The 25,887-nt window shown below is 50.3% G+C and carries 17 protein-coding genes and 13 tRNA genes; 17 read left to right on the top strand and 13 right to left on the bottom strand.

Features of this window, described 5'->3' with window-relative positions:
* The first annotated feature begins 25 nt into the window (after positions 1–25).
* The 7 genes from C2M17_RS10020 (at position 26) to C2M17_RS09990 (ending at position 8,527) form a co-directional block, all read left to right on the top strand.
* The gene (locus tag C2M17_RS10020) at positions 26–769 is read left to right on the top strand and encodes a TrmH family RNA methyltransferase (protein ID WP_105200639.1); all 744 of its coding nucleotides are present in this window, start codon (positions 26–28) and stop codon (positions 767–769) included.
* 68 nt (positions 770–837) lie between these two features.
* Positions 838–4,233 carry a chromosome segregation SMC family protein gene (locus C2M17_RS10015; protein ID WP_105200638.1) on the top strand — a complete coding sequence of 1,132 codons (3,396 nt, stop codon included), beginning with the start codon at positions 838–840 and terminating at the stop codon, positions 4,231–4,233.
* A 29-nt stretch (positions 4,234–4,262) separates the two neighbouring features.
* The gene (gene zipA / locus C2M17_RS10010) at positions 4,263–5,093 is read left to right on the top strand and encodes a cell division protein ZipA (protein WP_105200637.1); all 831 of its coding nucleotides are present in this window, start codon (positions 4,263–4,265) and stop codon (positions 5,091–5,093) included.
* A gap of 95 nt (positions 5,094–5,188) precedes the next feature.
* Entirely contained in the window at positions 5,189–7,207 is a 2,019-nt protein-coding gene (ligA, locus tag C2M17_RS10005) for an NAD-dependent DNA ligase LigA (protein WP_105200636.1), read from the top strand.
* 3 nt (positions 7,208–7,210) lie between these two features.
* Entirely contained in the window at positions 7,211–7,555 is a 345-nt protein-coding gene (locus C2M17_RS10000; protein WP_105200635.1) for a DUF3392 domain-containing protein, read from the top strand.
* Positions 7,552–8,055, top strand: coding sequence for a DUF2919 domain-containing protein (locus C2M17_RS09995; RefSeq protein WP_105200634.1), 504 nt, complete (start codon positions 7,552–7,554; stop codon positions 8,053–8,055). Before C2M17_RS10000 ends, C2M17_RS09995 begins: the two co-directional genes overlap by 4 nt.
* Position 8,056: 1 nt before the next feature.
* Complete coding sequence (locus C2M17_RS09990) at positions 8,057–8,527, top strand: hypothetical protein (RefSeq protein WP_105200633.1); 471 nt, start codon at positions 8,057–8,059, stop codon at positions 8,525–8,527.
* Positions 8,528–8,747: 220 nt separating this feature from the next.
* Here the strand turns inward: C2M17_RS09990 and C2M17_RS09985 are convergent, their stop codons facing one another.
* The 3 genes from C2M17_RS09985 to C2M17_RS09975 are packed head-to-tail and all read right to left on the bottom strand — an operon-like array spanning position 8,748 to position 11,920.
* On the bottom strand, positions 8,748–9,626 hold the full coding sequence (locus C2M17_RS09985; protein ID WP_105200632.1) for a DsbA family protein: 879 nt from the start codon (positions 9,624–9,626) through the stop codon (positions 8,748–8,750).
* Positions 9,626–10,816 carry a pyridoxal phosphate-dependent aminotransferase gene (locus C2M17_RS09980; protein ID WP_105200631.1) on the bottom strand — a complete coding sequence of 397 codons (1,191 nt, stop codon included), beginning with the start codon at positions 10,814–10,816 and terminating at the stop codon, positions 9,626–9,628. Before C2M17_RS09980 ends, C2M17_RS09985 begins: the two co-directional genes overlap by 1 nt.
* 15 nt (positions 10,817–10,831) lie before the next feature.
* The gene (locus tag C2M17_RS09975; protein WP_105200630.1) at positions 10,832–11,920 is read right to left on the bottom strand and encodes an FAD-dependent oxidoreductase; all 1,089 of its coding nucleotides are present in this window, start codon (positions 11,918–11,920) and stop codon (positions 10,832–10,834) included.
* A gap of 187 nt (positions 11,921–12,107) precedes the next feature.
* Between C2M17_RS09975 and C2M17_RS09970 the strand changes: the two genes are divergently transcribed.
* Positions 12,108–12,980, top strand: coding sequence for a LysR family transcriptional regulator (locus C2M17_RS09970; RefSeq protein ID WP_105200629.1), 873 nt, complete (start codon positions 12,108–12,110; stop codon positions 12,978–12,980).
* A gap of 120 nt (positions 12,981–13,100) precedes the next feature.
* A complete protein-coding gene (msrB, locus tag C2M17_RS09965; protein WP_105200628.1) occupies positions 13,101–13,547 on the top strand; it encodes a peptide-methionine (R)-S-oxide reductase MsrB in 447 nt (148 codons plus the stop codon).
* A gap of 31 nt (positions 13,548–13,578) precedes the next feature.
* On the opposite strand, the gene C2M17_RS09960 is transcribed toward msrB, so the two are convergent.
* The 7 genes from C2M17_RS09960 to C2M17_RS09930 form a co-directional block, all read right to left on the bottom strand.
* Positions 13,579–15,441 (bottom strand): DUF885 domain-containing protein, encoded by a 1,863-nt coding sequence (locus tag C2M17_RS09960; RefSeq protein ID WP_105200627.1) that lies wholly within the window; start codon positions 15,439–15,441, stop codon positions 13,579–13,581.
* A gap of 457 nt (positions 15,442–15,898) precedes the next feature.
* Positions 15,899–15,974, bottom strand: a tRNA-Val gene (locus C2M17_RS09955).
* A gap of 117 nt (positions 15,975–16,091) precedes the next feature.
* A tRNA-Val gene (locus tag C2M17_RS09950) sits at positions 16,092–16,167 on the bottom strand.
* Positions 16,168–16,289: 122 nt separating this feature from the next.
* Positions 16,290–16,365: transfer RNA gene (locus C2M17_RS09945), tRNA-Val, on the bottom strand.
* Between the two features lie 130 nt (positions 16,366–16,495).
* Positions 16,496–16,571: transfer RNA gene (locus tag C2M17_RS09940), tRNA-Val, on the bottom strand.
* 114 nt (positions 16,572–16,685) lie between these two features.
* Positions 16,686–16,761, bottom strand: a tRNA-Val gene (locus C2M17_RS09935).
* Positions 16,762–16,792: 31 nt separating this feature from the next.
* A tRNA-Val gene (locus C2M17_RS09930) sits at positions 16,793–16,868 on the bottom strand.
* A 275-nt stretch (positions 16,869–17,143) separates the two neighbouring features.
* On the opposite strand from C2M17_RS09930, the gene C2M17_RS09925 reads away from it, so the two are divergent.
* The 8 genes from C2M17_RS09925 (at position 17,144) to C2M17_RS09890 (ending at position 19,166) form a co-directional block, all read left to right on the top strand.
* Complete coding sequence (locus C2M17_RS09925; protein WP_105200626.1) at positions 17,144–17,944, top strand: DODA-type extradiol aromatic ring-opening family dioxygenase; 801 nt, start codon at positions 17,144–17,146, stop codon at positions 17,942–17,944.
* A 192-nt stretch (positions 17,945–18,136) separates the two neighbouring features.
* Positions 18,137–18,212, top strand: a tRNA-Ala gene (locus tag C2M17_RS09920).
* A 199-nt stretch (positions 18,213–18,411) separates the two neighbouring features.
* Positions 18,412–18,487: transfer RNA gene (locus C2M17_RS09915), tRNA-Glu, on the top strand.
* Between the two features lie 52 nt (positions 18,488–18,539).
* Positions 18,540–18,615: transfer RNA gene (locus C2M17_RS09910), tRNA-Glu, on the top strand.
* A gap of 52 nt (positions 18,616–18,667) precedes the next feature.
* A tRNA-Glu gene (locus tag C2M17_RS09905) sits at positions 18,668–18,743 on the top strand.
* A 52-nt stretch (positions 18,744–18,795) separates the two neighbouring features.
* A tRNA-Glu gene (locus tag C2M17_RS09900) sits at positions 18,796–18,871 on the top strand.
* A gap of 28 nt (positions 18,872–18,899) precedes the next feature.
* Positions 18,900–18,975, top strand: a tRNA-Ala gene (locus C2M17_RS09895).
* A 115-nt stretch (positions 18,976–19,090) separates the two neighbouring features.
* Positions 19,091–19,166: transfer RNA gene (locus tag C2M17_RS09890), tRNA-Glu, on the top strand.
* Positions 19,167–19,611: 445 nt separating this feature from the next.
* Here C2M17_RS09890 and gloA read toward each other — a convergent pair.
* The 3 genes from gloA to C2M17_RS16125 form a co-directional block, all read right to left on the bottom strand.
* Positions 19,612–20,010, bottom strand: coding sequence for a lactoylglutathione lyase (gene gloA / locus C2M17_RS09885; RefSeq protein WP_105190388.1), 399 nt, complete (start codon positions 20,008–20,010; stop codon positions 19,612–19,614).
* 213 nt (positions 20,011–20,223) lie between these two features.
* On the bottom strand, positions 20,224–21,906 hold the full coding sequence (locus C2M17_RS09880; RefSeq protein ID WP_105200625.1) for an Ig-like domain-containing protein: 1,683 nt from the start codon (positions 21,904–21,906) through the stop codon (positions 20,224–20,226).
* Positions 21,903–25,829 (bottom strand): S8 family serine peptidase, encoded by a 3,927-nt coding sequence (locus tag C2M17_RS16125; RefSeq protein ID WP_158684007.1) that lies wholly within the window; start codon positions 25,827–25,829, stop codon positions 21,903–21,905. Before C2M17_RS16125 ends, C2M17_RS09880 begins: the two co-directional genes overlap by 4 nt.
* Positions 25,830–25,887: the final 58 nt, after the last annotated feature.

Raw genomic sequence — 25,887 nt, 5'->3', positions numbered from 1 at the left:
TAGTTATTAGCCAAGGCCATGCCCTATGCTTTCAAAAAATCAGCAAAAGCACCTGCGTCAATTAGGTCAAAAGAAATACCGTAAACAGCAGCAAGCATTTTTAGTTCAAGGCACTAAAAATGTACTTGAACTGTTGCAAAGCGAGCATGGCATCACCGAACTCTTTGCCAGCGATGAGTTCTGCGCGGCCCATAAACAACTGATTGAAAGCCGTTTAAGTGGTAAGGATGTGCATCACAGCGATGAAGCGGCCTTATCTAAGGTCAGCACCCTGGTTACTAATAACGATGCCATTGCCGTGGCCCCCATGACTCAGGTGGAAATCGAGCATACCCCTTGGCAAATAGCCCTGGACGGCGTCAGCGATCCGGGCAATCTCGGCACCATCATTCGTTTGGCGGACTGGTACGGTTTTAAACAGGTCTTGTTGTCGGCCAATTGCGCCGATCCTTATAACCCCAAGGTGATCAGTGCCACCATGGGCTCCTTTACCCGGGTGTCATGCCATCAAGTCGATTTGCCCGCCTACCTGGAAAGCTGTGATAAGCCGGTTTACGGCGCTTTCTTAGGTGGACAAAACCTGCATCACACCGACTTTGGCGGGCAAGGCATCTTGGTGATGGGCAGTGAATCTCACGGTATCAGTGATGCGGTGGCGGAGCATGTCAGCGAGCGTATCACTATTGCCGGCTATGGTGGCGCCGAATCCTTAAATGTGGCTATTTCCAGTGGCATTATTTTAGATAATATAAAGCGTTGTCACGGTTAAGCGCCTAGCGCTAAGGCAGATGTTGCAACCAATAATAACTAGAATAACAACTAGAATAATGAGGCGTAATGCGCTTAAGCAGCATAAAACTGGCGGGTTTTAAGTCCTTCGTTGATGCCACCAAGATCCCATTTCCCGACCCCATGACCTGTGTGGTGGGGCCAAATGGCTGTGGCAAATCTAACGTTATTGATGCGGTACGCTGGGTGCTCGGTGAAAGCTCGGCCAAAAACCTCCGTGGCGATGCTATGACGGACGTTATTTTTAATGGTGCAGCAACCCGTAAACCTGTTTCCCAAGCCTCGGTGGAGCTGGTGTTTGATAACACCCTCGGGCGCTTACCCGGCACACTGGCGGCGCGAAATCAGGTGGCTATTAAGCGCGTGGTGACCCGCGACGGCCAGTCCCTTTATTACCTCAATGGCAGTAAGTGCCGCAAACGCGATATTACCGATATCTTCTTAGGCACCGGCCTTGGGCCGCGTAGCTATGCCATTATCGAACAGGGCATGATCTCCCGGCTGATCGAAAGTAAGCCACTGGAACTCAGGGTCTTTATCGAAGAAGCCGCCGGCGTGTCCAAATACAAGGAGCGTCGCCGCGAGACACAAACTCGTATTCGCAACACCAAGGAAAATCTTGAGCGCCTGCTTGATGTACGCGCCGAGCTGCAAAGTCAGCTCGATAAGCTAGAGCATCAGGCCCAGCAAGCCAGCAGTTATCGTGAACTCAAAGCCCAGCAGCGCCGCTATAAGGGCGAGCTGGCGGTACTTAAATGGCAAAAACTGCACCAACAACAACTGCAACAGTCCGAACAACTCGCCGAGCTAAAAGAGCAACTGGCATTTTTTAAGGATGCTCATCGCGGTGAGCAGGACGTGCTGAGCGCCTATCAACAGCAGTTGGATGATACCAGCGCGGCGCTAAACCATAACCAGCAGCAAATATTTCAAACCGACAATCAGTTGGCGCGTTTGGAGCAGCAACAAATTCATGCCAAGCAACGGGCCCACCAGTTGCAAACCAGCATAGCGCAAAACCAGCAACAACAGGCGCAGCTCCTTGAGGCCCAGTGCCAGCAAAATGAGTTTGTGGCCCAGCATCAGGAGCGATGTGAGCAGCAGCAGCTGCTGAGTGAACAGTTACAAGAAGCCATGCTCGAATGCCAGGCGGTGCGTGATGAGGCTGATGAAGCGTTTGCACAGTTGCAAGAGCAACAGCATCAACAGCGCGAGCTTTTATTTCAAAGTCAGCAACAGTTGCAGCAATGCCGCCACGAGCACCAAGGCGCTGCCGTCAAGCTGCAGGCCTTGCAGCAGCAGGCACAAGACAATGGTGCGGCCCTGAGCAGGCATCAGGATACCTCTCTTTCCCAGCAAGTTAACGACAGCGAGCAGCAAAGCAAGGCGTTGACCGAGCGCCTGGCCAAGGCAAAAAGTGCGCAGCTAAAACTTGAGCAGGCCATACACGCCAATGATGAAGAGTTGAGTCTCGCCAGCGAGGAGCATCAAGGCATACTGCGACGAATGCAGGAGCTGGGCGCCAAACGTGATGCCATTGCCTCCCTGTTACAGGATGAAGAGGCTGAGCAGGGCAAGGGCGTTTTATTCCAGCTTGAGGTGCAAAAGGGTTATGAGCAGATAATAGAAGCCGCCTTGATGCAACTGCGCCATTTGCAGGTGATGGCTGATAAAAGTGGCAGCTGGTTAACGCCGCAAAACGATAAAGCGCCCCATCGCTCGGTCGCCCAGTTTATTCAGTCCGGCCACTACCCGGATCTGTTGCATCGCATCGCCTTTGACGCCAAGGGCGATATCCGGGTGTTGGACGACCCAAGCTGGTTGGCAGTGGTTGATGAAAACGCCCATCTGCATGGTCGCCACTGGTATTTGCAGGCTAACAGCGAGCAAGTCGGAGTGCTTGCCCAGCGCCAGCAGCTCAATGAATTAGAGACTGCCTTAGAGCAGCGCCGGGATAAATTACCGGCCATAGAAAAAGAGTTGCAGCAGCTCAACGGCGAGCGGGAAACGCTTAAAGTATCGCTGGAACAGACCAAGCAAGAAGTTCACGAGCATTCTAAATCTTACGCCAGTATGCAAACCCGCCAGGAGCTCCTTAAAGAGCAGGCCCAGGTATGGCAACAGGAACTTGAGCGTTTGCAATCTCAAGAGCAAATCCTGAGCGAGCAAATTGAAACGGCACAATTGACGCTTGAACAACAGCAGGCGCGTATTGAGCAAGCTGAGGAAAGCTTAGAACAGGCCGAGCACAATTCACTCCAAGAGCGCCGCCAGTTTGAGCAAGCTCAGCAGGCATTGAAGCAGGCTCAGTTGCGTGTTCAGGAGCTGCAAGCTCAGGTGAACGAGGCACAAATTAGCACAGAGCGACTGCAAAGTGAGCTGATGTTAAGTCGCAGCAAGCTGCAAAATATTGAACGCTCGCTGCAGCAATCCCGTGAGCAATTAGCCGAGGCTGAAGCCGAGCAGCAGGAAGTGGCCGAACCCATCGCCCTGCAGGAAGAGCAAATCGCTCACTTGCTGGAGCAAAAAGAGCAGCTGAGTGAGGAGCAATTGGCCCTACAACAGCGTCTTGAGCAGGCGCAAAGCGAATTGCAGAGAAATAAAGATAAGCTGGCACAGGGCGAGCAGCAAAGGGAGCAATTGCAAGAGCAGATCCAGCAGGCTCTGTTGGCAGAGCAAACCCTGACCTTAAAGGCACAACAGGCCTTGGCTCCCCTAGAAGAGCTCAATACCAGCTTAAAAGCCGTGCTGGAAACCTTGCCACAAGATGCGCAAGCCGGACGCTGGCAGGCGCAGCTCACGACCCTGGATAAGCAAATCAGCGATTTGGGCGCAGTGAACCTGGCGGCCATCGATGAGTTTGCCAGTGCCAAGGAGCGCAAGCAGTATTTGGATGAGCAATTAGAAGATCTCACCAAGGCGATGGACACGCTGGAAGCGGCCATAGCCAAAATCGACCGCCAGACCAAGGCCCAGTTTAAGGCCACCTTTGAGCAGATCAATATGGACTTGCAAGAGCTGTTTCCCAAGGTCTTTGGTGGCGGCTCGGCCTACTTGGAATTGACCAGCGATGACCTGCTTGAAAGTGGGGTAGCGATTATGGCCAGACCGCCCGGTAAGAAAAATTCCACAATCCATTTGTTAAGTGGTGGAGAAAAAGCGCTGACCGCATTATCATTGGTGTTTTCGATATTCAGGCTCAATCCAGCACCATTTTGTATGCTTGACGAGGTTGATGCGCCGTTAGATGATGCCAATGTCGGTCGTTTTTGCCGTTTGGTTGAAGAAATGTCGCAAACCGTGCAATTTGTGTACATAAGCCATAATAAAATAGCCATGGAAATGGCAGGGCGCCTGACCGGCGTCACTATGGCGGAACCTGGAGTGTCACGTATGGTGGCAGTGGATATTGAGCAAGCAATGGAAATGGCTCAAGCCAGTTAATTGAACAAACTAAGAATAAAGGTGAGGGGATGGCCGAAGATCTCAGATGGGTATTAATTCTAATCAGTGCGGTAGTTATTGGCGGTTTGCTGATTCACGGCCTATGGTCGGTGCGTAAACGCGCGCAGTCGGTTGATAGCAGCGCGGCGACAAAAGCCAAGCCGGCCTCTGAGCAAAAAGCAGCCAGTGAGCCTGCGGCTACAGTAGCGTCAACGTCAAAGACCGAGGCTGCATCGCGAGACCAGGAGAGAGGATTAGGTCAAACCGAAGAGCCCGCTATGACCCCAGAGGTGGCCTCAGAGGTGCGTGAAGAGCCTAGTTTTAATGCCCTGGACGATGAGCCCAAAATGGGCGACTTTAGCATCGAGGCCGAAGAGCAGGCGCAAACGGACGCTGCAGCCGAGCCTTCGTCAGATCCTTCAGCGAAGCCCCAGCCAAATGCCGAAGTACAGCCAGAAGATTTTGTAATTATCCATGTGCATATGCCTGAGGGCCTGCAAATGCATGGCGCCAAGTTATTGCCCTTAGTACTTACACTGGGCTTCAAATATTCCGACGATGGCTTTTTCCATCGCCACGAGCAAAGCAGCGGCCAGGGCCCGGTACTTTTCCGCATGGTGAACATGTACAACCCGGGTACCTTTGATATCGACAATATGGAGCAATTCAGCACCGCAGGTATCAGTTTGTTTATGACCTTGCCAAACGAAGGCGAGGCCATGACCACCTTTAATATGCTGCACAGTGCCGCGAAAAAGCTGGCCGAAGAATTCGGTGCCGAGCTGTTGGATCATAAACGTCAACCGCTGAGTGTAAACGGCATACGCGAGTACGTGGAAAAAGTCCGCGAGTACGCTTAATCCTGAGGTGTCGGCCTTGCTTTGCCAAGGCTAAACACGCAGGGAAACACATTGACACTAAGCCACCTCCCGGTGGCTTTTTTATCGAGGTAGATATGAGTCTCACCCCCGAGCAACAGATTGCCGAGCTTCGTTCCAAGCTGGAGGAGCACAATTATAATTACTATGTGTTGGACAACCCCAGCATTCCCGATTCTGAATATGACCGCCTGTTGCGCCAGTTGCAGGCATTGGAAGCCGAGCATCCGCATTTACAAAGCCCTGACTCGCCAAGCCAGAAAGTGGGCGGCGCGGCGCTGAGCAAATTCTCTCAGGTGACCCACCAGGTGCCCATGTTGTCTCTGGACAACGCTTTTGATGAAGACGAGTTTAATGCCTTTAATAAGCGTATTAACGACCGTCTGGCCGCAAGCACCCAGCCGATGTTTTGTTGTGAGCCCAAGCTCGATGGTCTGGCCGTATCTATCTTGTATCGTGACGGCGTGCTGGTACAGGCGGCGACCCGCGGCGATGGTCAGGTGGGTGAAAACATTACCGAAAACGTTAAAACCATTCGCAATATTCCTCTGAAGCTGCGCGGTGACTTCCCCGAAGAGTTAGAAGTGCGCGGCGAAGTATTTATGGACTTGGCCGGCTTCCATCGTCTTAACGAGGAAGCCAAGGCAAACGAGGGCAAGGTGTTTGCCAACCCGCGCAATGCCGCCGCCGGCAGTTTGCGTCAGCTTGACTCTAAGATCACCGCCAAACGCCCACTGATGTTTTACGCCTATTCCATGGGCCAGGTAACCGGCGCCGAATTGGCAGGGGGTCACTTCGAGCAGTTGCATCAGTTGAAAGACTGGGGCTTGCCCCTTTGCCCGGAGACCAAGTTGGTCAATGGCGCCGATGAGGCCATCGCCTATTACCAGGATATTCTTACGCGTCGCGGGGAGTTGAAATATGAAATCGATGGCGTGGTGATCAAGGTTAACGATAAAGACGCCCAAGAGCAGCTGGGCTTTGTTGCCCGCGCGCCGCGTTGGGCCATTGCCTTTAAGTTCCCAGCGCAAGAAGAGATCACTCAGTTGCAGGATGTGGAATTCCAGGTCGGTCGTACCGGGGCTATTACCCCAGTGGCACGCCTGGCGCCTGTGTACGTAGGTGGGGTGACGGTTTCCAATGCCACCTTACACAATGGCGATGAAATTGCCCGTCTCGGGGTGAAAATTGGCGATACCGTGGTGGTGCGCCGCGCCGGTGATGTGATCCCGCAGATCACTCAGGTGGTGCTGGAGCAGCGCCCGGCAGATGCAAAAGATATCCTTTTCCCAAGCGAGTGCCCCGTGTGCCATTCCCATGTAGAGCGTATTGAAGGGGAGGCGGTGGCCCGTTGTAGCGGCGGTCTGGTGTGTGCGGCGCAGCGTAAAGAAGCGATTAAACATTTCGCCTCGCGCAAGGCCATGGATATCGATGGTCTGGGGGATAAAATCGTCGAGCAGCTGGTTGAGCGAGAGCTGATCCATACTCCGGCTGAGCTATTCCAGTTGCGTCAGGGTCATTTTGAAAGCCTGGAGCGTATGGGACCTAAGTCGGCAGCCAACCTGGTAAATGCCCTGGAGGCGGCCAAGACCACAACCCTGGCTAAGTTTATCTATTCTCTGGGCATTCGCGAGGTAGGTGAGGCGACGGCGCAAAACCTGGCCAATCATTACCTGAGCCTGGATGCCATTATGCAGGCGAGTATAGAGCAGCTTCAGGAAGTCAGTGATGTGGGTGAGATAGTTGCCAAGCATATTCACAGCTTCTTTAGCGAGGAGTCGAATCAAGGGGTGGTTCAGGCTCTGCTTGATGAAGGCGTAAACTGGCCAGCGCTGGAAGTTAAAAATGAAAGTGAGCAACCACTTACGGGCTTGACCTATGTGCTTACCGGTACTTTGCATACGCTGAACCGCAACGATGCCAAGGCGCGATTACAGGCTTTAGGAGCTAAGGTGGCGGGCAGTGTGTCGGCAAAAACCCATGCCCTGGTGGCCGGAGAAAAGGCCGGCTCTAAGCTCACCAAGGCGCAGGAGCTGGGTATTGAGGTACTCAGTGAAGACGACTTAATGGCCCTGTTTGCCGAGCACGGCGCCTAGGCCATGAATGACTTTATCGCCTGGCTGGAGTCGGGCTTAGCGCGTTTTGGCCAGTGGCTGTCACCTTATCTGAGTGATATTGCCCTGGTGTTTGTGGTCTGTATTATCGGCCTGTATGCCGGGGATGTGATCAAAAGCGTTAAAAAGCTGGTGGCCGGTAAGCACTTTTTACTGCGCACCTTAGCCTTTGTGCTGGTGAGCGCCTTTGGTTTAGGAGTTTTAACCCTGTGGGTGAGCCCCTTTATGGCCAAGGCCCTGATGTTTTTCGGCAGCACCTATTTGCCGCTGACCGTATTCGCCGCCTTTATCCTGGTGGGGGTTTTAGCGGACAGGAAGTCTCAGCTGTGAAACATTATGGTCCTGAATATTGGGATAAGCATGGCGCCTATCGTACCCCGATAGGCTTTACCCTGGCGCTTATCATCTTGCTGCGCCCTTATCTTATCTGGGCCTTTGCCGCTATATCGCGACGCCCTGAGCTTGATTTGGTGGCCCTGGTGTATCGGCAAAAGCAGGATTTTTTTGTCGCCTTGGCCATAGCTGCTATCGCCATTTTGCCAGCCACTGTGTACTCCTTGCGTCGTCCGGGTAGCAGTTTGAGGTTAAAATCCCTGTGGCGGCATATGCGCTGGCCCTTAGTGCTCTGTGCCATGCTGGATTTGGCCTGGCTTATTTTACAGGCCTCACAACAGTACTATAGATTTTCCTTGTATATTGCCGTGCAAGCGGTGGCGGTGGCCTGGATCCTGCTGTATTTAATGCGCAGCCGCTATTTACGGGTGTTTTTTGCCGATTGGCCGGATGAGCTGGAGAGCAAGAAAAGCGATGAAAAAGGTAAGGACAACTAGGGTGTTCAGCGCGAGTTCGCTACGCCCCGTAGATAAATCCCTGGCCAAGTTCACCCTGGTGGCTTTGCCATTTGTGGCTATTTTGCTGTTGTTGGCTGCGCCTTGGCCACTTGTACGCCTGACCTTGATGCTGGCCTATTCTGTCGCGCTGGCATCCTGCCTGTATCGCCTGACGCCCTGGTTTATCGCCCGCAATCCTCTGAGCCGTTTTGTTCAACGCGAGCAGGGGTACTTAAAGGTTTGTTCACTGGCGGGCTTTTTTGACTTCCACGGTCCTTGGCAATACCTGCCCATAGACAGGATTTCGTCGGTACATGTGTGGCAGCATGGCATTGAGATTACAGCCGAGGAGACGGAATATCGCCTTAGTGTTGTTGGCACCACAGATAGCCTGCATGCCTATATGAGCTCGGTGCTTGCTGATGCTATTGCCGCTGACAAGGTAAAGCTAGAATATGGAGAATGTGCATAGGCACTAAGTGAATAGGGAGAGTATTCACCTAATGCCCGCACATAAATACCAATTCACTTAAATAGCTAATCATTCTAGCGGGCTAAATATCATGCTCACTGTGTTGGAATTTTTCTATGTAGAATAACTACATAAGAAAAACTCCGCCTTGTGTTCACATCATTTATCCAGCGCTATCTCTGATCACATACTTAACAGAATTTGTATAAATAGAGAGCGTCTAAGGCGCTGCTTGGTACCAGAAGCTGCCACCGGCAATCTGACTTTCGATAAAACCGAATTGATACAGTTCTATACGGGCTTCCTCAGGGCTTACCTGCAACACTTCACAGGCTTCGCGTAAGGTCCAGCTCGGATAAGATGCCAATTTTTGCTGCACCGTTAAATGGCGGCGTTTCGGCTGTGCTTCACCCATCAGTACCAAGGCACGCTCAAGGTTTTGATACGGCTGTGAGCCGGCCAGTCTAAAGGCGTTATCACCGTTAAAAATGAGCGATGGGAAACCGCGGGCACCCAGCTGCATCATTTCCTGTTGCTCGGCATTAAATATCGCCAGCACCTGTTCAGAATGTAGCAAGGCGGCAAATGCTTGTGCATCCATGCCCATCAAGGTAACCAGTTCTAAAAGTGCTTCATCCTTGGCCATATTCTCGGCGTAGAGAAAGATACGTTCACGCATTAGGCGCACAAAGGCCGATTCCAGATTGGGGGCCAATAAACGCACGGCAATAGCCGCTCGACAGAGAATATAAGAGTTGCTTATTGGATCCTTGGCCCACATCGATGGGTCTATGGGCTGCTGATAGTGCTGGGCTACCTGTTGCCAATGGCCGATTACATCCGTGGGCTTGGCGATACCATTACCTGGATCGCCAAAGTTTTCCCAGCCCGGCAACAGACCACCGTGAATATAGCGCTCGTTAACCTGGTAGTTTAACTTGAGGCGGCGCCAAACCGGCTCTAAGGCCCAGCAGTGAGAACAAATAGGGTCGGTGACGAAGACAAGATGCACTTGCTCCGTCTGCGTTGCCTTGGTCTCTATGTCTTTTTTGGTGTCATAATTCGGCATTACACAGCCAATATCTGCATCACATTCCATTATTTTTCATTCCTTAATGCGTTAATCCCTGCCTCGATACGATCCAAGCCCTGATCTAAGATGTCCATGCTGGTGGCAAAGCAAATACGTATATGACCTTTTGCTCCGGGGCCAAAGAAGCGTTCATTGCCCGGCACCACGGCAACCTTGTAATTGCGCAGGTGCTCAACCAGCTCTTCCGCTTCCAGGCCGGTTGCGGAAATATCGGCAAATAATAAATAGGTGGCTTCTGGGGCCTGACAGCTCACACCTTCTATGGCATTTAATCTTTGCACCGCGTGGTCGCGAAGAGCCGTTAGGTGCTCAATAAAGGCATCCACCCAATACCAACAGCTTGTCAGTGCCGTGGTAGCGGCCACTTGCGAAATGGTCGATACTCCGCCGGCGGTAGTCATCACATATGCGGCGTCGACAATTTTTTGATGTACTTCGGCGTTTGGTGAAATTACGGCACCAACACGCAGACCGGCTAGACCAAAGGCTTTAGAGAAACCATAGACGGTGATCACGCGCTCACACAGCTCAGGAGCCAGGTGATGGAAGCTGGTAAACTGTTTTTCCGGGTAGATGATATCCGACCAAATCTCATCGTTCATGATCCACAGCATGTGCTGGTTGGCAAACTCGGCTATGGTCTTTAGATCTTCCAAAGGAATAATTTTGCCTAGCGGGTTATGTGGGTTACACACACCGATAAGACGGGTTTTCTCGCTCACAAGCTCTGGTAGCAATTCAAGTTTAAAACGACCTGTGTCTTTATCGTATGGACAACGGATCACCTTACCACCGGCAGCCAGCACTGACTGTTCGAAGAGGAAGTCAACCGGGTCAAAAATAATGGCTTCATCACCTGGTTCCAGACAAAAACGCGCTGTTGCATACATGCCACTGGCGGCGCTGTCTATGGGCAAGATCAATTCCGGGTTAAGGCGGTAGTCTTTGCGCATTGCTAGGGCATTGGCTAATTCGTTTTTAAATTCGGGCAACCCCAGGTGCGGTCCATAAGAGAACACACCGCTTTGAGCGTAATCGGCAATTGCCTGGCGAATTTCCTTTGCTACCGCAAAGTCCGGATCGGCGGCGGTTAGGGGAATGATATCGGCATCGGTTTCCGCCCAGCGAAAGTTGTAAGCCCGAGTTCGCAAGGTCTCCAAGGGCACCTGGTCATGTGCAAATAATGAGGTGGTCATCAATTTAACTCCAATTTAAAAAGCGAATGGGATTTTTTGTTCGTGATGATGCGGCGCTAAAAACTCCTGCTGCAAGGCTAGCCCCTGGTTCAGATAGTTGGCAACAACGCTGTTGCGCATCACGGAGAAGTGCTCCAGTGCGGTGACATCAAAACCAGCGACGCTTGACTCAAAAATCTTTGCCAGTTCGATGGCATCTTCAATGGCTGAGTTTACGCCTTGGCTGGTAAAGGGCAGCAGGGCATGGGCGGCATCACCTAGCAGCACCACATTGTGTTTGTGGAAGCGCTCCAGCGGCAGCAGGTAACAGGTATTCCAAATATGGGATTGGGAAAAGTCGGTTAATTTAATCAGCGCCTTTATCGGGTCAGGCCACTGGCCCACTAGGCGTTCGGCGAAGTGCTGCTTCCCGCTATCACTGACGTCAAGAATATCGAAACGTTCGCAGTCGTACTGTACAAACCAAACCACGCTTTGCTCGTCGGCGGGAACCATACCAACCGCCAGACCACCGTCCAGGTGTTTGTACTTAACGAACTTATTTTCGAGTAGTTGAACCAGCTCTGGGCTATTGACGATGGAAACCAGCTCTTTCACCTTGATGTCGGAGCGTTTTGCTTCTGGGAAGATCTGAGCGCGCACCGCAGAGCGGCCGCCATCACAGCCGAGGAAGTAATCGGCCGCAATTTTCTCACCATTGGTAAAACAAGCCAGCTTGGCGCTGCCGTCTTGATGCCATTCAAAATGCGAAAACTGATGATCGAAATGCAGCCATTCCGCTGGGATTTCATTTAGCAGTACGTCCAAAAACGCCTTGCGGGTTACCCCGTAGCTTCCTTTTAAGGTTTCTTCGATCAGCAGATTGCCTTCATCATCGACGATATTACATAACTCAACCGGATAACCCACCTTGGCGGCTTGTTCATCCAAACCTAGTTGGGCCATGGCCTTAACGCCATTTTCAAGCATGATAAAACCTAAACCTTCGCGTCCTGAAAGCGGGCTGCGTTCGTAAATATCGACCCGTCCTCCGAGTTTTTTGTAGTAAATAGCGAAAGCCAAACCGGCAATTCCACCGCCGATAATTGCAATATTAGGTTTCATATTCCCTCCGATAAACACGAGTTACACTTGCGCTTGTTTGTAGCAATTTTGTTATCGGGGGGATGCTATCCTTTATCCTTAGGTAAATTAATGCTTAAATGCGCATAATGATTCTGCAAAAATGCATAGCGAACAGGCATTTAAGCAAAGGTAAACTTCTAATTCGGAAAGCATTGGATTTTTTAGCGTGAAAGAGTTTAATTGGGACGATGTAAAAGTCGCATATCGTGTTGCCGCTACCGGCTCTTTGGCGAAAGCCGCGGAATTCGAAGGCATTAATTACACCACGGTATTGCGAAAAATTAACCGGCTGGAAAAAGACCTAGGCTGTAAATTGTTTTTTCGCAATCAGCGTGGTTATCAAATTACCGAGGCGGGCACCCGATTATTGGAAACCTTTCCCGAAATTGAGAGCCGCTTCAACCAGTTGCCATCGCAACTTTTCGCTACCTCTGATCAGGTTAAAGGTACGCTAAAGATCACTACCTTGCCGGAATATTCCTCATTCTTGCATCCGATATTGGTGCAGGCGCAAGAGCAGTACCGTGAACTCAAAATTCTTGTCGATGTCAGCGATGAGATAGTGCCGTTGGCAGAGGGCAGGGCGCATGTGTCTATTCGCGCCGGAGCCATGCCGACACAGGCCGATCTTGTGGCCTTAAAGGTCAGCGACCTGAATTTCTCTTATTATTACTCCGAGCACTATTTTCAGCTGCACAATGCACCGAGCTGCGAAAGTGAATTTAGCCAACATCATTGGGTGATGCCTGGCGGGCGTAAGAGAAATTTAGCCTTTGTTAAGCAGGTGTTGGAAGCAATTGACGAGAACAATATTTGTTACCAGAGCAATAATCTGTTGGATATTCAGTTTGCGGTAGAAAATGGCCTGGGGATTGGCCCCATAGATGACAGCAAGGCCAGACAATGCCCCCATCTAAGGCGTCTTGATTGTATCGAACCACATAACGATAGCAGCCTGTGGTTTGTGTATCATAAGGACCTGCGCGAAGATAATCGCATTCAGGCGCTTATTCGTTTGGGTAAGGCTTATATCCGCTAATCTCAGTTTTAACCCGTAGCCGGGGTCTAAGTATTAAGCCCGTTTAGGCTCTAAGAGCTAGACCCGAGCCGCGCAGGTGTGTCAAAGTGCCTTGCCGACTAGCCAAATTTTGGAGTGACTATGCTGAACTGGCAAAATATTCTTATGATGAGCGCGAAGGGCAACCCCGAGCCTCCTTATCGCGTGGAAAAAACCGAGCAGCAGTGGCGTGAACAACTAAGCGAAGAAGCGTTTTACGTGACCCGTAAAAAAGGCACAGAACGTCCTTTTAGCAGTGAGTCCTGCACCTTGTTTGAGCCTGGGCGCTATCACTGCGTGTGTTGCGATAACCTTTTGTTTGATGCGTCCGAGAAGTTTGACAGCGGCAGCGGCTGGCCCTCGTTCACCCAACCTGCCAGTGCCAATGCTATCGCTTATATTGCTGATGGCAGTCATGGCATGCAGCGCATAGAAACCATCTGTAATGTCTGCGATGCCCATTTGGGACATGTTTTTCCCGATGGTCCGCCGCCATCGCATCTGCGGTATTGTATTAATGCCGTCGCCCTAGTGAAGGGCGAAGATTAGTAAAGCAAAGGGCCCTGTTGGGCCCTTGGTGTTACTTCTGTACGGCTATCCAGGCATCGACATCCTGCTCGACGATCGCCATAGGGCGGGCACCGGAGAGCAAGATAACATCATGGAAGGCCTTGATATCAAACTTGTCACCAAGCGCTTTCTGTGCGCGCTCGCGAAGCTCAACCAGTTTTAGCATACCCAGTTTATAACCCAGAGCTTGGCCCGGCCAGGCAATATAGCGGTCAATGGCGGGCACCACATCACTCATGGGGCTGCCGGTGGCCGCAGCAAAGTAATCTATGGCTTGCTGACGAGTCCATTTCTTATAATGCAAACCTGTATCTACCACCAAGCGCGCGGCGCGATAAACTTCCGCCTGCAAACGACCAAGATCGCCGAAAGGATCGTTCTCATACATGCCCATTTCATAGGCAACCAGCTCGGAATACAGAGCCCAGCCTTCAACATAGGCATTGAAAGAGGCGTTTTGGCGCATTAGGCCTATGTCTTGCTGCAACATATTTAAAGCGATTTGGAAGTGATGCCCAGGCACGGCTTCATGGTAGGTCAGGGTCTTCATGCCAAAGCTGGGTACCGCAGCCATATCTTTAAGATTGATATAGAAGACTCCAGGGCGTGAGCCATCGAGCGACGGACCATTGTAGTAACCACCGGCCGAGCCCGCTTCCACAGCCACTGGAATACGACGCACCTCGACCTTTTGCGGCGGCAGGGTTGAGAAGTAGTCCGGTGCTTTTTGATTTATGGTGACGATTTCTTCGCGCAGGAAGGCCAATAGCTCGGCGCGACCTGCATCACTGTCTGCATATAAAAAGCGCGGCTCAGCGTTAAGCTGCTGCATGCGCTCGTTGACGCTGCCTTCGCTATAGCCATTTGCCTTTAAAATCTCGTCCATACGCTCGCTAATGCGTTTAACTTCATCCAAGCCCAGCTGGTGGATTTGTTCGGCACTGAGGTCGGAGTCGCCCAAATAAGTGATTTCATGTTGGTAGAAGGCCTCACCATTGGGTTGCGCCCAGATACCTACCTGCTCAGGTGCTTGCTCTTGTAGGCGCTGCATGTCTTTGTAGATGCTTGCAAAAGCGGGGTAAATTTTGCTGCGAACTATTTCCTCGGCTTGTTGCACATACTCAGTAACCTGTTGTTTGCTTAGACCTTCAAGCTGATCCAACTTGGTTTTCATTGAACTGACCAAGGAATGCTTGCCCGGCGCTTCTGAGGTGAAGTTTTCCAAGTAACCCAAAGCGTTGGGGAATAAAGCCTTAGGTAAAATGACACCCAGCTTGGCATCGGCATTGACCTTTTCTTGCACTTGCTTCACCACGTCACTAAAGGCATTAAGGCGGGCTAGGTAGTCTTTGGCGTCTTGCTCTGAGTCTATCTCATGCTGGTCTTTTAACAGATTTGGTAGGTCGATTAAGGGCCCGGAAAGCTGATTGACCACATAGGGGAGGTGACCACCCCAGGTGTCGATATAACCAGCGGCAAAATCGGCATCGCCAGCATAGTAGTTGGCGATCACCTGATTGACCTTAAGGTGTAAGGCATCTTTTGGTGCCAATGCCGAGTGTTGCAAATCAGCCAACTGCTCAGCGGCATTGCGCATATCTTGTTGCAGGCGTTGCATACCGGCCACTGAATAATCCGGTAACTTGCTGGCGTAAGGACCATATTGCTCGCTCGGCAATTTTAAGGATGTCGCCAGCGCGCTCTGGTGGTCGATAAAGCGCTGAGTATAGGCATCTACTACCTTGGCTATTTGCTGCGAGGTTGGTGCCACAGAGACTGCCTGTGTTTGTTTTTCTTGTTGTGGGGCAGGGGCGTCTTGGCAACCGGCCAAAGCCAGTGATACACCAAGAGCCAGGGCTGTTAGTTTATTCATTTTGGGTTCGTTTGTTATTGATTTAAGGCATCAATATACAGGCTTTGACGCACATTGCCAGCGGCTGTACTGAGGTAGCTCTGTGCCTGTTTATATCTGTTGAACTTAATTTCTAACTGGCTAAGCAGATCCCAGGTAAGCGAGCAGGTTTCATCGAGAAAAGTATCTTGAAGTAGATTGTTGGTTGTACTGGCTTGAACTAGTGAACTTCGACTTGCTGAGCGTAAGAGCGCGATGCTAGAGCATCAGGAAAGATAGTTTTGAAGTAGATTGTTGGTTGTACTGGCTTGAACCAGTGAACTTCGACTTGCTGAGCGTAAGAGCGCGACGCTAGAGCATCAGGAAAGATAGTTTTGAAGTAGATGGTGGGTTGTACTGGACTTGAACCAGTGACCCTCGCCTTGCTGAGCGTAAGAGCGCGATGCTAGAGCATCAGGAAAGATAGTTTTGAAGTAGATGGTGGGTTGTACTGGACTTGAACCAGTGACCCTCGCCTTGTAAGGGCGATGCTCTCCCAACTGAGCTAACAACCCGCATTAGGATTACGTTTTAGTAGATGGTGGGTTGTACTGGATTTTACCAATAAACCTCGCCTTGCTAAGGATAATAATGCGATGCAAGCATCGTTTTCCTTAACTCCATCAAGATGATGGTGGGTTGTACTGGACTTGAACCAGTGACCCTCGCCTTGTAAGGGCGATGCTCTCCCAACTGAGCTAACAACCCAAAACGTAATTTTTTGCGATTTCTATATGGTGGGTTGTACTGGACTTTACCAATAAACCTCGCCTTGCTAAGGATAATAGTGCGATGCAAAGCATCGTATTTTCCTTAACTCCATCAATAGATGGTGGGTTGTACTGGACTTGAACCAGTGACCCTCGCCTTGTAAGGGCGATGCTCTCCCAACTGAGCTAACAACCCATATAGAAATATCAGATGTGTCACTTTAAAATGATGCTTAGTTATACTGGACTTAACCAATAAACCTCGCCTTGCTAAGGATAATAGTGCGATGCTGAGCATCGTATTTTCCTTAACTCCATCAAGATGATGGTGGGTTGTACTGGACTTGAACCAGTGACCCTCGCCTTGTAAGGGCGATGCTCTCCCAACTGAGCTAACAACCCGGGTCTTTTTAAATTCTATATGGTGGGTTGTACTGGATTTAACCAATAAACCTTGCCTTGCTAAGGATAATAGTGCGATGCCAGCATCGACTTTCCTTAACGCCATCTAAATGATGGTGGGTTGTACTGGACTTGAACCAGTGACCCTCGCCTTGTAAGGGCGATGCTCTCCCAACTGAGCTAACAACCCATATAGAATTTTCAGATGTGTCACTTTAAAGTGGTGGGTTGTACTGGACTTGAACCAGTGACCCTCGCCTTGTAAGGGCGATGCTCTCCCAACTGAGCTAACAACCCACATCTGGTAACAACATTGCTTGCTAAACGAATTAGCCGCGTTGTTGTGGGGCGCTATTATAGATAGAGAGAAAAGACTGTCAACACTTGAATGATACATTTTGTTTTAGGTGAGGCATTTATAGCCAATGCGTGGGCTATTTAATCAATTTTACCCATTATAAATGGGCCGTCGGTGCGCGGTTGAACATTAGTTGTGCGCTCAGCGCCTGGTATTCGGCTTTGCATCTAATGACAATGCTCGTATTACGTATACACAAGATGAAGAATTATCTATGAACTACAGTGCGTTTATTTCTCACGGCGGTGGACCGCTTCCACTTTTGGGTCATGAAGGTCATAAGGAGATGGTTGAAACCTTAGAGGAGTTTGCGTCCTTAATTCCCAAACCTGCTGCAATTGTTGTGATCAGCGCCCATTGGGATACGACGGAGATAAAAGTGAACACCCAGGCTCAGCCCCCCTTATTGTATGACTATTATGGATTCCCAGAACAGGCCTACAATATTAAATATCCCGTTTCGGGCGCTCCTCAGTTGGCAAAAGAGTTGCTGTCAGGTTTGCAAGGGCTAGGAGTGCCAGTAATAGAGGAAACCGAGCGAGGTCTAGATCATGGTGTTTTTGTGCCCTTGGCCATAATGTACCCAGAGGCGGATATTCCTTGTGTGCAAATCTCTCTGCAGCGCGATTATAACCCCGAGCTCCACCTACAAATGGGTGAGCGTATAGCAAAGACGATTACACACTTGGATAATGTCCTTGTTTTAGGCTCCGGATTTTCCTTTCATAATATGGCAGCATTTCGATTGGCCGATAATAAGGAAGCTATTAAGAGCAACCTTGAGTTCGAGAATTGGCTGGAGCAGGTTTTAAATACGCCATTATCTAAGCAGGAGAGGGCGCAACACCTGATTAATTGGCAAAGTGTTCCTGGGGCACGAGATTGTCACCCCAGCGAAGAGCATTTAATGCCCTTGCATGTGGCCTATGGCGCTGCTCAATCTGTGCCTATAGCCTTTAAACAAGTTTCTGTGCTGCAAAAGAAGGCTACGTTTGCGCTCTGGGCTATGGCCTAAATAGGGCTTTTTGATTAATAAAAAACCACAAATACCAGTATCTTGCACAAGCTTTATGCGCTTTGTTTAAAATTGCCGCGGTCGATAAAAAGTTACCTAAAAAATGTTGACTTTGTTTTGGTGGCTGCATAGAATGCGCCCCGCACTAAGCGAGATGGCAGCGTCAAGTTTGCCCTTTTTGCACTCAGGTTTGGGGCTATAGCTCAGCTGGGAGAGCGCTTGCATGGCATGCAAGAGGTCGGCGGTTCGATCCCGCCTAGCTCCACCAAAATCTGCAGTGTACACGCTGCCCGCGCGTCGGGCTAGACTTCGAATGTCTAAGTGTTTAACTCGTATGGTAAGAGTCTAAATAACCAGTCCTAGTGACAAAAAGCATGTTTTTTTGTAATTAGGCCGCTTAGCCTCGCTGGCTCAGCAGTCGCACTTACAAAAATTCATCGAAGCAGTGCTTCGATATGCAAATTTTTGTCCCCTTCGTCTAGAGGCCTAGGACACCGCCCTTTCACGGCGGTCACAGGGGTTCGAATCCCCTAGGGGACGCCACTTTACTCGTATGGTAAGAGTTTAAATAACCAGTCCTAGTGACACACTTTGTGTCCCCTTCGTCTAGAGGCCTAGGACACCGCCCTTTCACGGCGGTCACAGGGGTTCGAATCCCCTAGGGGACGCCACTTTACTCGTATGGTAAGAGTTTAAATAACCAGTCCTAGTGACACACTTTGTGTCCCCTTCGTCTAGAGGCCTAGGACACCGCCCTTTCACGGCGGTAACAGGGGTTCGAATCCCCTAGGGGACGCCACTTTGCTCGTATGGTAAGAGTTTAAATAACCAGTCCTAGTGACACACTTTGTGTCCCCTTCGTCTAGAGGCCTAGGACACCGCCCTTTCACGGCGGTAACAGGGGTTCGAATCCCCTAGGGGACGCCACTTTACTGATTTGTCAGTATCAGGTTTTGGGGCTATAGCTCAGCTGGGAGAGCGCTTGCATGGCATGCAAGAGGTCGGCGGTTCGATCCCGCCTAGCTCCACCAAATCCTTTGTTCGACGCACATCATCCTATTTTAGGCTGAATATATTCATGTTTAGGTGTGTTCGATAACTCGCATGGTAAGAGTTTAAATAACCAGTCCTAGTGACACACTTTGTGTCCCCTTCGTCTAGAGGCCTAGGACACCGCCCTTTCACGGCGGTAACAGGGGTTCGAATCCCCTAGGGGACGCCACTTTCTTCTTGTTCTTATCCGGTTATATCCAACTTTTTAAAATCATCAGCGTTCAGCTCTGATATTTATAGATACAATCGATACACTCCTTTCCTGCTCAATAACTTCAGTTAACTTTTTTTAGCACAGTTGCGTTTCGGCTTTGCCATGTCTTGACAAAGATCTTGGCTTTTAAATCACTATCCCAATAACGCTAAATCTCTAAAAGAAGGCGAAGGCAAGTTATACCTGGGTATAGTCACGACTTTAAAGCTGGATAGCGCATCTCTGAGCGCGTCTTATCAAATCTCGGGTGATTGCAGCCGATATCCTTACAGCCTGGCGCTTTGGTGCAGATAGAGCGGGTTAAACATAATTATCGAGAGTCAGGCCTTGCTGGCCTTGTTAGGCAAGTGGTTGTTAATAGCGGCGGCGCAACCTAAAGTAGTTAGCCGCCGTTTCACAGTTAAAAGCTGGTGTATTCTTTTTTCTGAATAAGCTCGATGGCATAGCCATCTGGGTCCTTCACAAAAGCGATTTCAGTGGTGCCGCCTTTTACCGGGCCTGGCTCACGGCTAATTACTCCACCTGCAGCGCGAATATCGTCGCACGCCTTGTATATATCATCATACTCGATGGCGATATGGCCATAGGCCGTGCCCAGCTCGTAGCTATCCTGATCCCAGTTATAAGTCAGTTCAAGCACGGTATGATCTTTCTCTTCACCATAGCCTACAAAGGCCAAGGTATAGCGGTATTCTTCATTATCTGCTCGGCGCAGCTCCTTCATCCCTAAAACTTGCGTGTAAAACTCAATTGAACGTTCTAAATTGCCCACGCGTAACATGGTGTGTAATAAGCGCATGATGCCACCTTACATTGTATATATGGAAAGACGCCATGGGCTTATCGGCAAAAACACCCGATAGCACACAGCATTATAACCGGGCTACTTTAACGTTAAACCCCTGGGGCTACAACCGCCAATTGGACAACAAAGCGGTGCTGTAAATACAAAAATGCCGCTCACTAATGGAGCGGCATGGGTTAACACTAACCTAGTGTCGGGCTTATGATGTTAGGTCTTTTGACGGCGCAGCCAAGCAAAAGGAAGCAGTAGCATGAGCCAAGCAAATGAACCACTTGAGCTCTTTTTCTCTGTCTCTTCAACCGTGCTTTGCGCGGTCACCGTCACATTAACGCTTGAGGTTACTTCTTCCATACCATCGGAAACGGTAACAGTGAAGGTATGAGTGCCTGCGCTCAAACCACTTACCGAGGTGGTGGCTGCAGTTTGGTCTGCAATCGAGCCAGGACCTTCCCACAGGTAAGACAATTCATCACCGTCCACATCTGCTGCGTCAGCGGACAAGGTGATACTTGAGCCTTCAACAACTTGAGCGCTGTTTACACTCGCCTCTGCCGTCGGGGCGTGATTGACTGCCTCAATTTGCTCGGTTACCGTCACAGTGACGCTTGAGGTTACTTCTTCTGTGCCATCGGAAACGGTGACAGTGAAGGTATGAGTGCCTACGCTTAAATCACTTACCGAGGTAGTGGCTGCAGTTTGGTCTGCAATCGAACCAGGACCTTCCCACAGGTAAGACAATTCATCACCATCCACATCTGCTGCGTCAGCGGACAAGGTGATGCTCGCACCTTCAACAACTTGCGTGCTGTTTGCACTTGCCTGTGCCGTCGGCGCGTCATTGACGGCCTCAACATTGAGCATAAATGTAGTGCTCATAGCATCCGTTGGGTAGTTGTTATCGCTCACTTTCACCGTTACTTGCGTTTCACCACTGAAATCCGGATTAGGGGTAATATCTATGGTTGAACCGCTTTGGTGGCCATTTACTGTGGCTGTAAAGCCTTCACCGCTAACGGAAATGGTGTTAGACACATTGTCATTATCCATATAGTCGACACGAATACCGCTCACCGTTTGCTCTTCCATCGTCGTTACATCGTCGATAGAGAACAAAGTGATATTCGATGGGAAACTAATCGTTTTGCTCATTGCCATCATAGGTTCACCTTCGATGTCAGCATTCACTGTTACATCAAAGTCTTGACCAATTGAGTTTGCATTTGAGCTGGCAACTATGTGTACTTTGAACGCGGTCACTTCCGGGCCATCGTAATCAAGGCACACAACCATGTCGTCTTTAAGATATTCATCAAGTAAGCCATAGTTGTCATCCCAAGGAACGATACTCTGGTTTGTCCAACCATAGAAGGGCGAACGCTGGTCCATTGGACCGCGGAAGCCACGAATACCTGCAGAAGCAAATTCCATCACACCTAGACCGGCTTGGATACCCGTGCCGTTACCGTTCCAATCTTCAAAGTGCAGGTTGTCATAGGCGTAAATAACCTCATAGGCACCTGGGGAGTGGTCGTAGCCACGGGCAATAATTGCCTGGGCATCCACTCGCATATCATTGCCTTCGAGTGGTTCATACTCAAAATCAAGACCGCAACTGAAGTAATCACAGCCATTTTTACCTTGCATATGTTGCAGGTTGTCCCATTCAACGACTACGTGCGTACCTGAGCCCGTTCCTGGGTCGACAAGTCGAGTAACCGTAATACCTGCGACCTCACTTTCGGGCAGGGCGTTACCCTCAGCATCGTTCACTTGGTAAGGTGCGCCCCACGCCATTTCTTTAGCCATCACAGGGTGGAAGCGGTTATACCAGAATGCCCCCATCAATTGCGCCGGACTGTTAAAGTTGTCAGCGGCAAAGCGGTAGCTCAATGTGACTGCGCCATCAAAGTCGATTGCACCGGTGGGTGAATGTAGAGGCTATCTGACGCATTACCAAACTCATAGTTGTGAAACAGCGCAAATTGCTCGTCTTTTTCTTTATCGGTAAAGAGTGTCGAGAAGGGGATTTGCCATGCGCCGTCCAATGGAATAACCGGGGCGCTGGGCTCAGGTTGAATACCGTAAGAGAGCAGGTCGATATAGCCACCGTTTCCTACCGGCGTCTTACATGACTGATCGGTAATGGAGTCGGTGATATGGTACATGGACTTGCGGCCTTGGCTGTTGTTTTGCACGCCAGAGACCACAAAGCTATTGCCCTCAATCGCTACTTCGCCAGTGATGAAGCCATTGTTTGATAGATACACATCATCCAGGGTCAAGCCCTCTGGCAACTCAGCACTGATGTTGAAGGTACGGTCGCCGCCAGAAACATTCGGCAACACATCCAGTTCGAAGGCGATTTTATCACCGGCAATAGCCCGCGCTTTATCGCTATGGAAGCTGACCACATCATCACCGCGATTAACGTTGATCGATACTAAACCAAGGTTATCCGGGTTTTGGCTGTCCGAGCCCAGCTCAATGGCAGTGTAATGGCGCTCACCCGTTTGCTGCTCAAAGTCGTTAAATTTAACGGTAATATCTGACAGTACGTCAGAGTCAGTCACGGCACTGACCGAGCCTTCGGCATTCTCAGCCTTGTTACCAAGCACCACGGCAGTTGCTACCTTGTGCGGGAACCAGGCATCTTCTTTGCCTTGCCAGTAGTAGCGATTCTGGTTGTTTTCTTCCCACACAACCCAGTATTTTCCTGCTTCCGGGTAAGGAATATTACAGAACTCGGTCACTTCGGTGTTTTTAACCGTAGACTTACAGATAACTTCATCGTCGTATTGAACCTGGTTGTCGCCATTAGCGTCGATACCCACGTAAATACTGATATTACCTTTGTCTGCGTTACGCTCGTCTTCAACCGTTGCCGGGCCAGAGCTGACATGCTCGGCGATAAAGCGTACCGCATCTTCAGGTACATCGACCCAAGAAACGTGCAGCGTTTCACTCGACGTATCCTGTTTTGCTTGGAACATTTCAGAGCCATTGCCATTTGGCAGCTCTTTAAGCAATAGCTCTTCTATATTCGCTTGCACCGGCTCATACACAGTCACCTGTGGCGCCGTAGCTTTACCAAGTGGCTGGTTATCCAAACGGAAGGTGGGCGCATCCGTGTGCGAAGTAAATTCAACAATCTCAGGCAGCTTACCGCTGTCCAGAGACATTTCCACATTCAATTGCGACACAGGCACGGCAGGGTCTTGAGCAATTAACTGCACCTTACCAAATACCGTGGCACCACGGGCACTGTCGGTAATACTTTGAGCATTTTGCCAGCTGCCCGTGATCGACAAGCGCTGCGTCTCACCTTTTTTCAGGGTGAATTGTTTTGGCTCAACATCGACATGGACGCTGTATTCATCGGTAATCGTGCTGACATCCCAGGTGCCATCGACCGTTGCCGTGACTTCTCGGATCCAGTTGCAGCTATAGAAACAGCGTTCGTCCACCATATTAGGGGTGTTTAATGCACCTAAGTTACCACCACCATATGGGTTCGTAAGCTGATAGTGCTCAACCGGCACGTGCATGATGAGGCCGGCATTGATTGCTTTATCAACTTGCGCAATACCCGAGCCATGGAACCAAGGGTGAATGTTGTCATAGCGGCCCAACGCATTTTTTACATCATCGTTGGCGGTGAGCTGAATGGCTGACATCACCTCTGAAGGGGACCACTCGGGATGTGCTTGACGCACTAGCGTCATAGCCCCAGCAATATGCGGGCTGGCCATTGAAGTACCACTTTTAACGCCGTAATCTGCCGGTCCAATTGAGCCAATCGCAACCTGAGCACCATAAGTAAACGGTTGATCTGTGGTGTCTGCGGCAAGGATATCCGAACCCGGAGCGGCAATACCCGGCGCCGTAGCTTCACGGTATTGGGGCACCGCAGCATGACCGATAGAGCTGAACATAGACATGGCATCGACCATGTTTTCGTTATGCTTAATGGTGTTATTTGATTTAGGGATCGTTAAGCGATGATCCGTGCCTTCGCTCAACCAGGCGACAAATTCGTTAGCGTTGCTTAGAGGTGTCATGCCAAGTGGAATGTCGGTTTCCAAGGTATAGTGCATGTTGGCGTTCGATGACTCAGTGTTGTAAACAACTACAGCCGCAGCACCTGCGTCTTTAGCATGTTTTACTTTGTCGGCTAGGGCGCCATTTTCACTGCTGCTATCTGAGCGGGCGCAGAACACGATTTCACCATTGGTAAAGGTGTTGGTAAAGGGCTGTTCACAGAATTCGTTGCCATAATCCGAGGCCAGTACCACAGGGCCTGTAATGTCACTTAAGAATGTCCCGTAGATATCTGTACGCCAGCTGCGAGGAGGAGTAATGCCTCCCTCTAGGTTGATAGCGCGAGATGATTGGGCGATGGAAAACGAACGGCCCGTTTGTGTTGAGCCTACGGATAGTACCCAAGGAGAGACGTGCTGCACGGAGCCATAGGTTCCGGCGTTACCGGCAGAGGCCGACACGTTTATGCCCGCTTCATGAGCGGCTAAGAAGGCCAGCTCTACGTCGTCGTTGTGGGGATCCCAACCACCGGAGATCGAGTAGTTGATAACGTCTACGCCATCAATGATCGCTTGTTCAATTGCGGCAACCAGGGGTACGGTCGGACAGCCGATGTATTTATCCAAGGCACCGACCTGACCGGGTAAACAGGCCTGGTATGAAATAATGTTGGCATGAGGGGCCACACCGGATACTTGATCCAACGTAATACCTGTCTCGATGCCCTGTGAGGTAGCAGCCAGTGCAGGCAGTTTATGTTTTACGTTATAGACAATATTCCCCGCCGCGGTACTTGCGGTGTGGGAACCATGGCCATTGAAGTCCAAGCCCACTTCAGGACGAGTTTCACCGTAAGGCCCAGCTTCAGGGTCGCTGTACGCCGAGGTAATATCTGGGTGTGACCAAATACCGATAAGTTTGTCATTACACAGGTCTTCATAGCCGTCGATTTTACAATCGTGAAGGTAGTTGCCACTGCCCAGTGGGTTCATTACGGTATAGCCGTCATCGCCCGTGGCTTGGAACATAGGGTGTTCTGGATTAATACCCGTATCAACCACGCCAACGAGCATGCCTTCACCCTTTAGGCCCGTGCTCGAGCCATACTGAGTGTTCGCCCATGCTTCTTTTGTGCCAATGCGTCCGTGGCTGGTATCTGTCAGCAGATCATAGGTTTGTACCGCGCGTACACTGGCAACTTCTGGCAGCTTCGAAAGGCGCTCTGCATCGGCGGTGCTTAAGTGTGAGGCAATACCATTGATAGCAATTTGAAAACTATGCTCGACCGCGATATTGATACCGGTTTGGCGCTTAACGCTTGAAACGAAACTTGTTTGTTTTTGTTTCAACGAGTCAATGTAGTTCGCTACTTCAGGCTTAGCCAGTGGGTTTTGCTGGCGGGCGCCAAGCGTATTGGCAGCGAATAAAGCGGTTTGTGAGCCGTCTTGCTGAAGCTCTTTATGCAAGGCTGCCGGCGTATCGCGAAGGCGAATTAAATAAGTATGCGACGGGGCATCATCAGGCCCAGCAACAAATTTTTGTGGTGGCCGAATCATCACATTACGACCATTGCCCTGAAGCAGTGATGGCTCTTCAATATTGGCCTTTTGCGCTTCCATACGAGCTGCAATGGCTTGAGAGTTAAATTCGATTTTATCTACTTTTAATGCCGAATTTGGCGCTGAAGGCAAGGTAGTAGCACCAAGGCTCGCTACATACATTGCCGTTAAGGTAGCTAAAGCTGTTTTAGCAAAAACCTTGTTATGACGTTTCATATTTCCATCCTGTTGATTAGAGGATTGTTCTAGTTGGTGGTGAATAAGCATTCACTTA

The organism is Pseudoalteromonas sp. T1lg10 (assembly GCF_002964545.1).
GTDB lineage: Bacteria > Pseudomonadota > Gammaproteobacteria > Enterobacterales > Alteromonadaceae > Pseudoalteromonas.
This window is presented reverse-complemented; position numbering and strand designations above follow the sequence as displayed.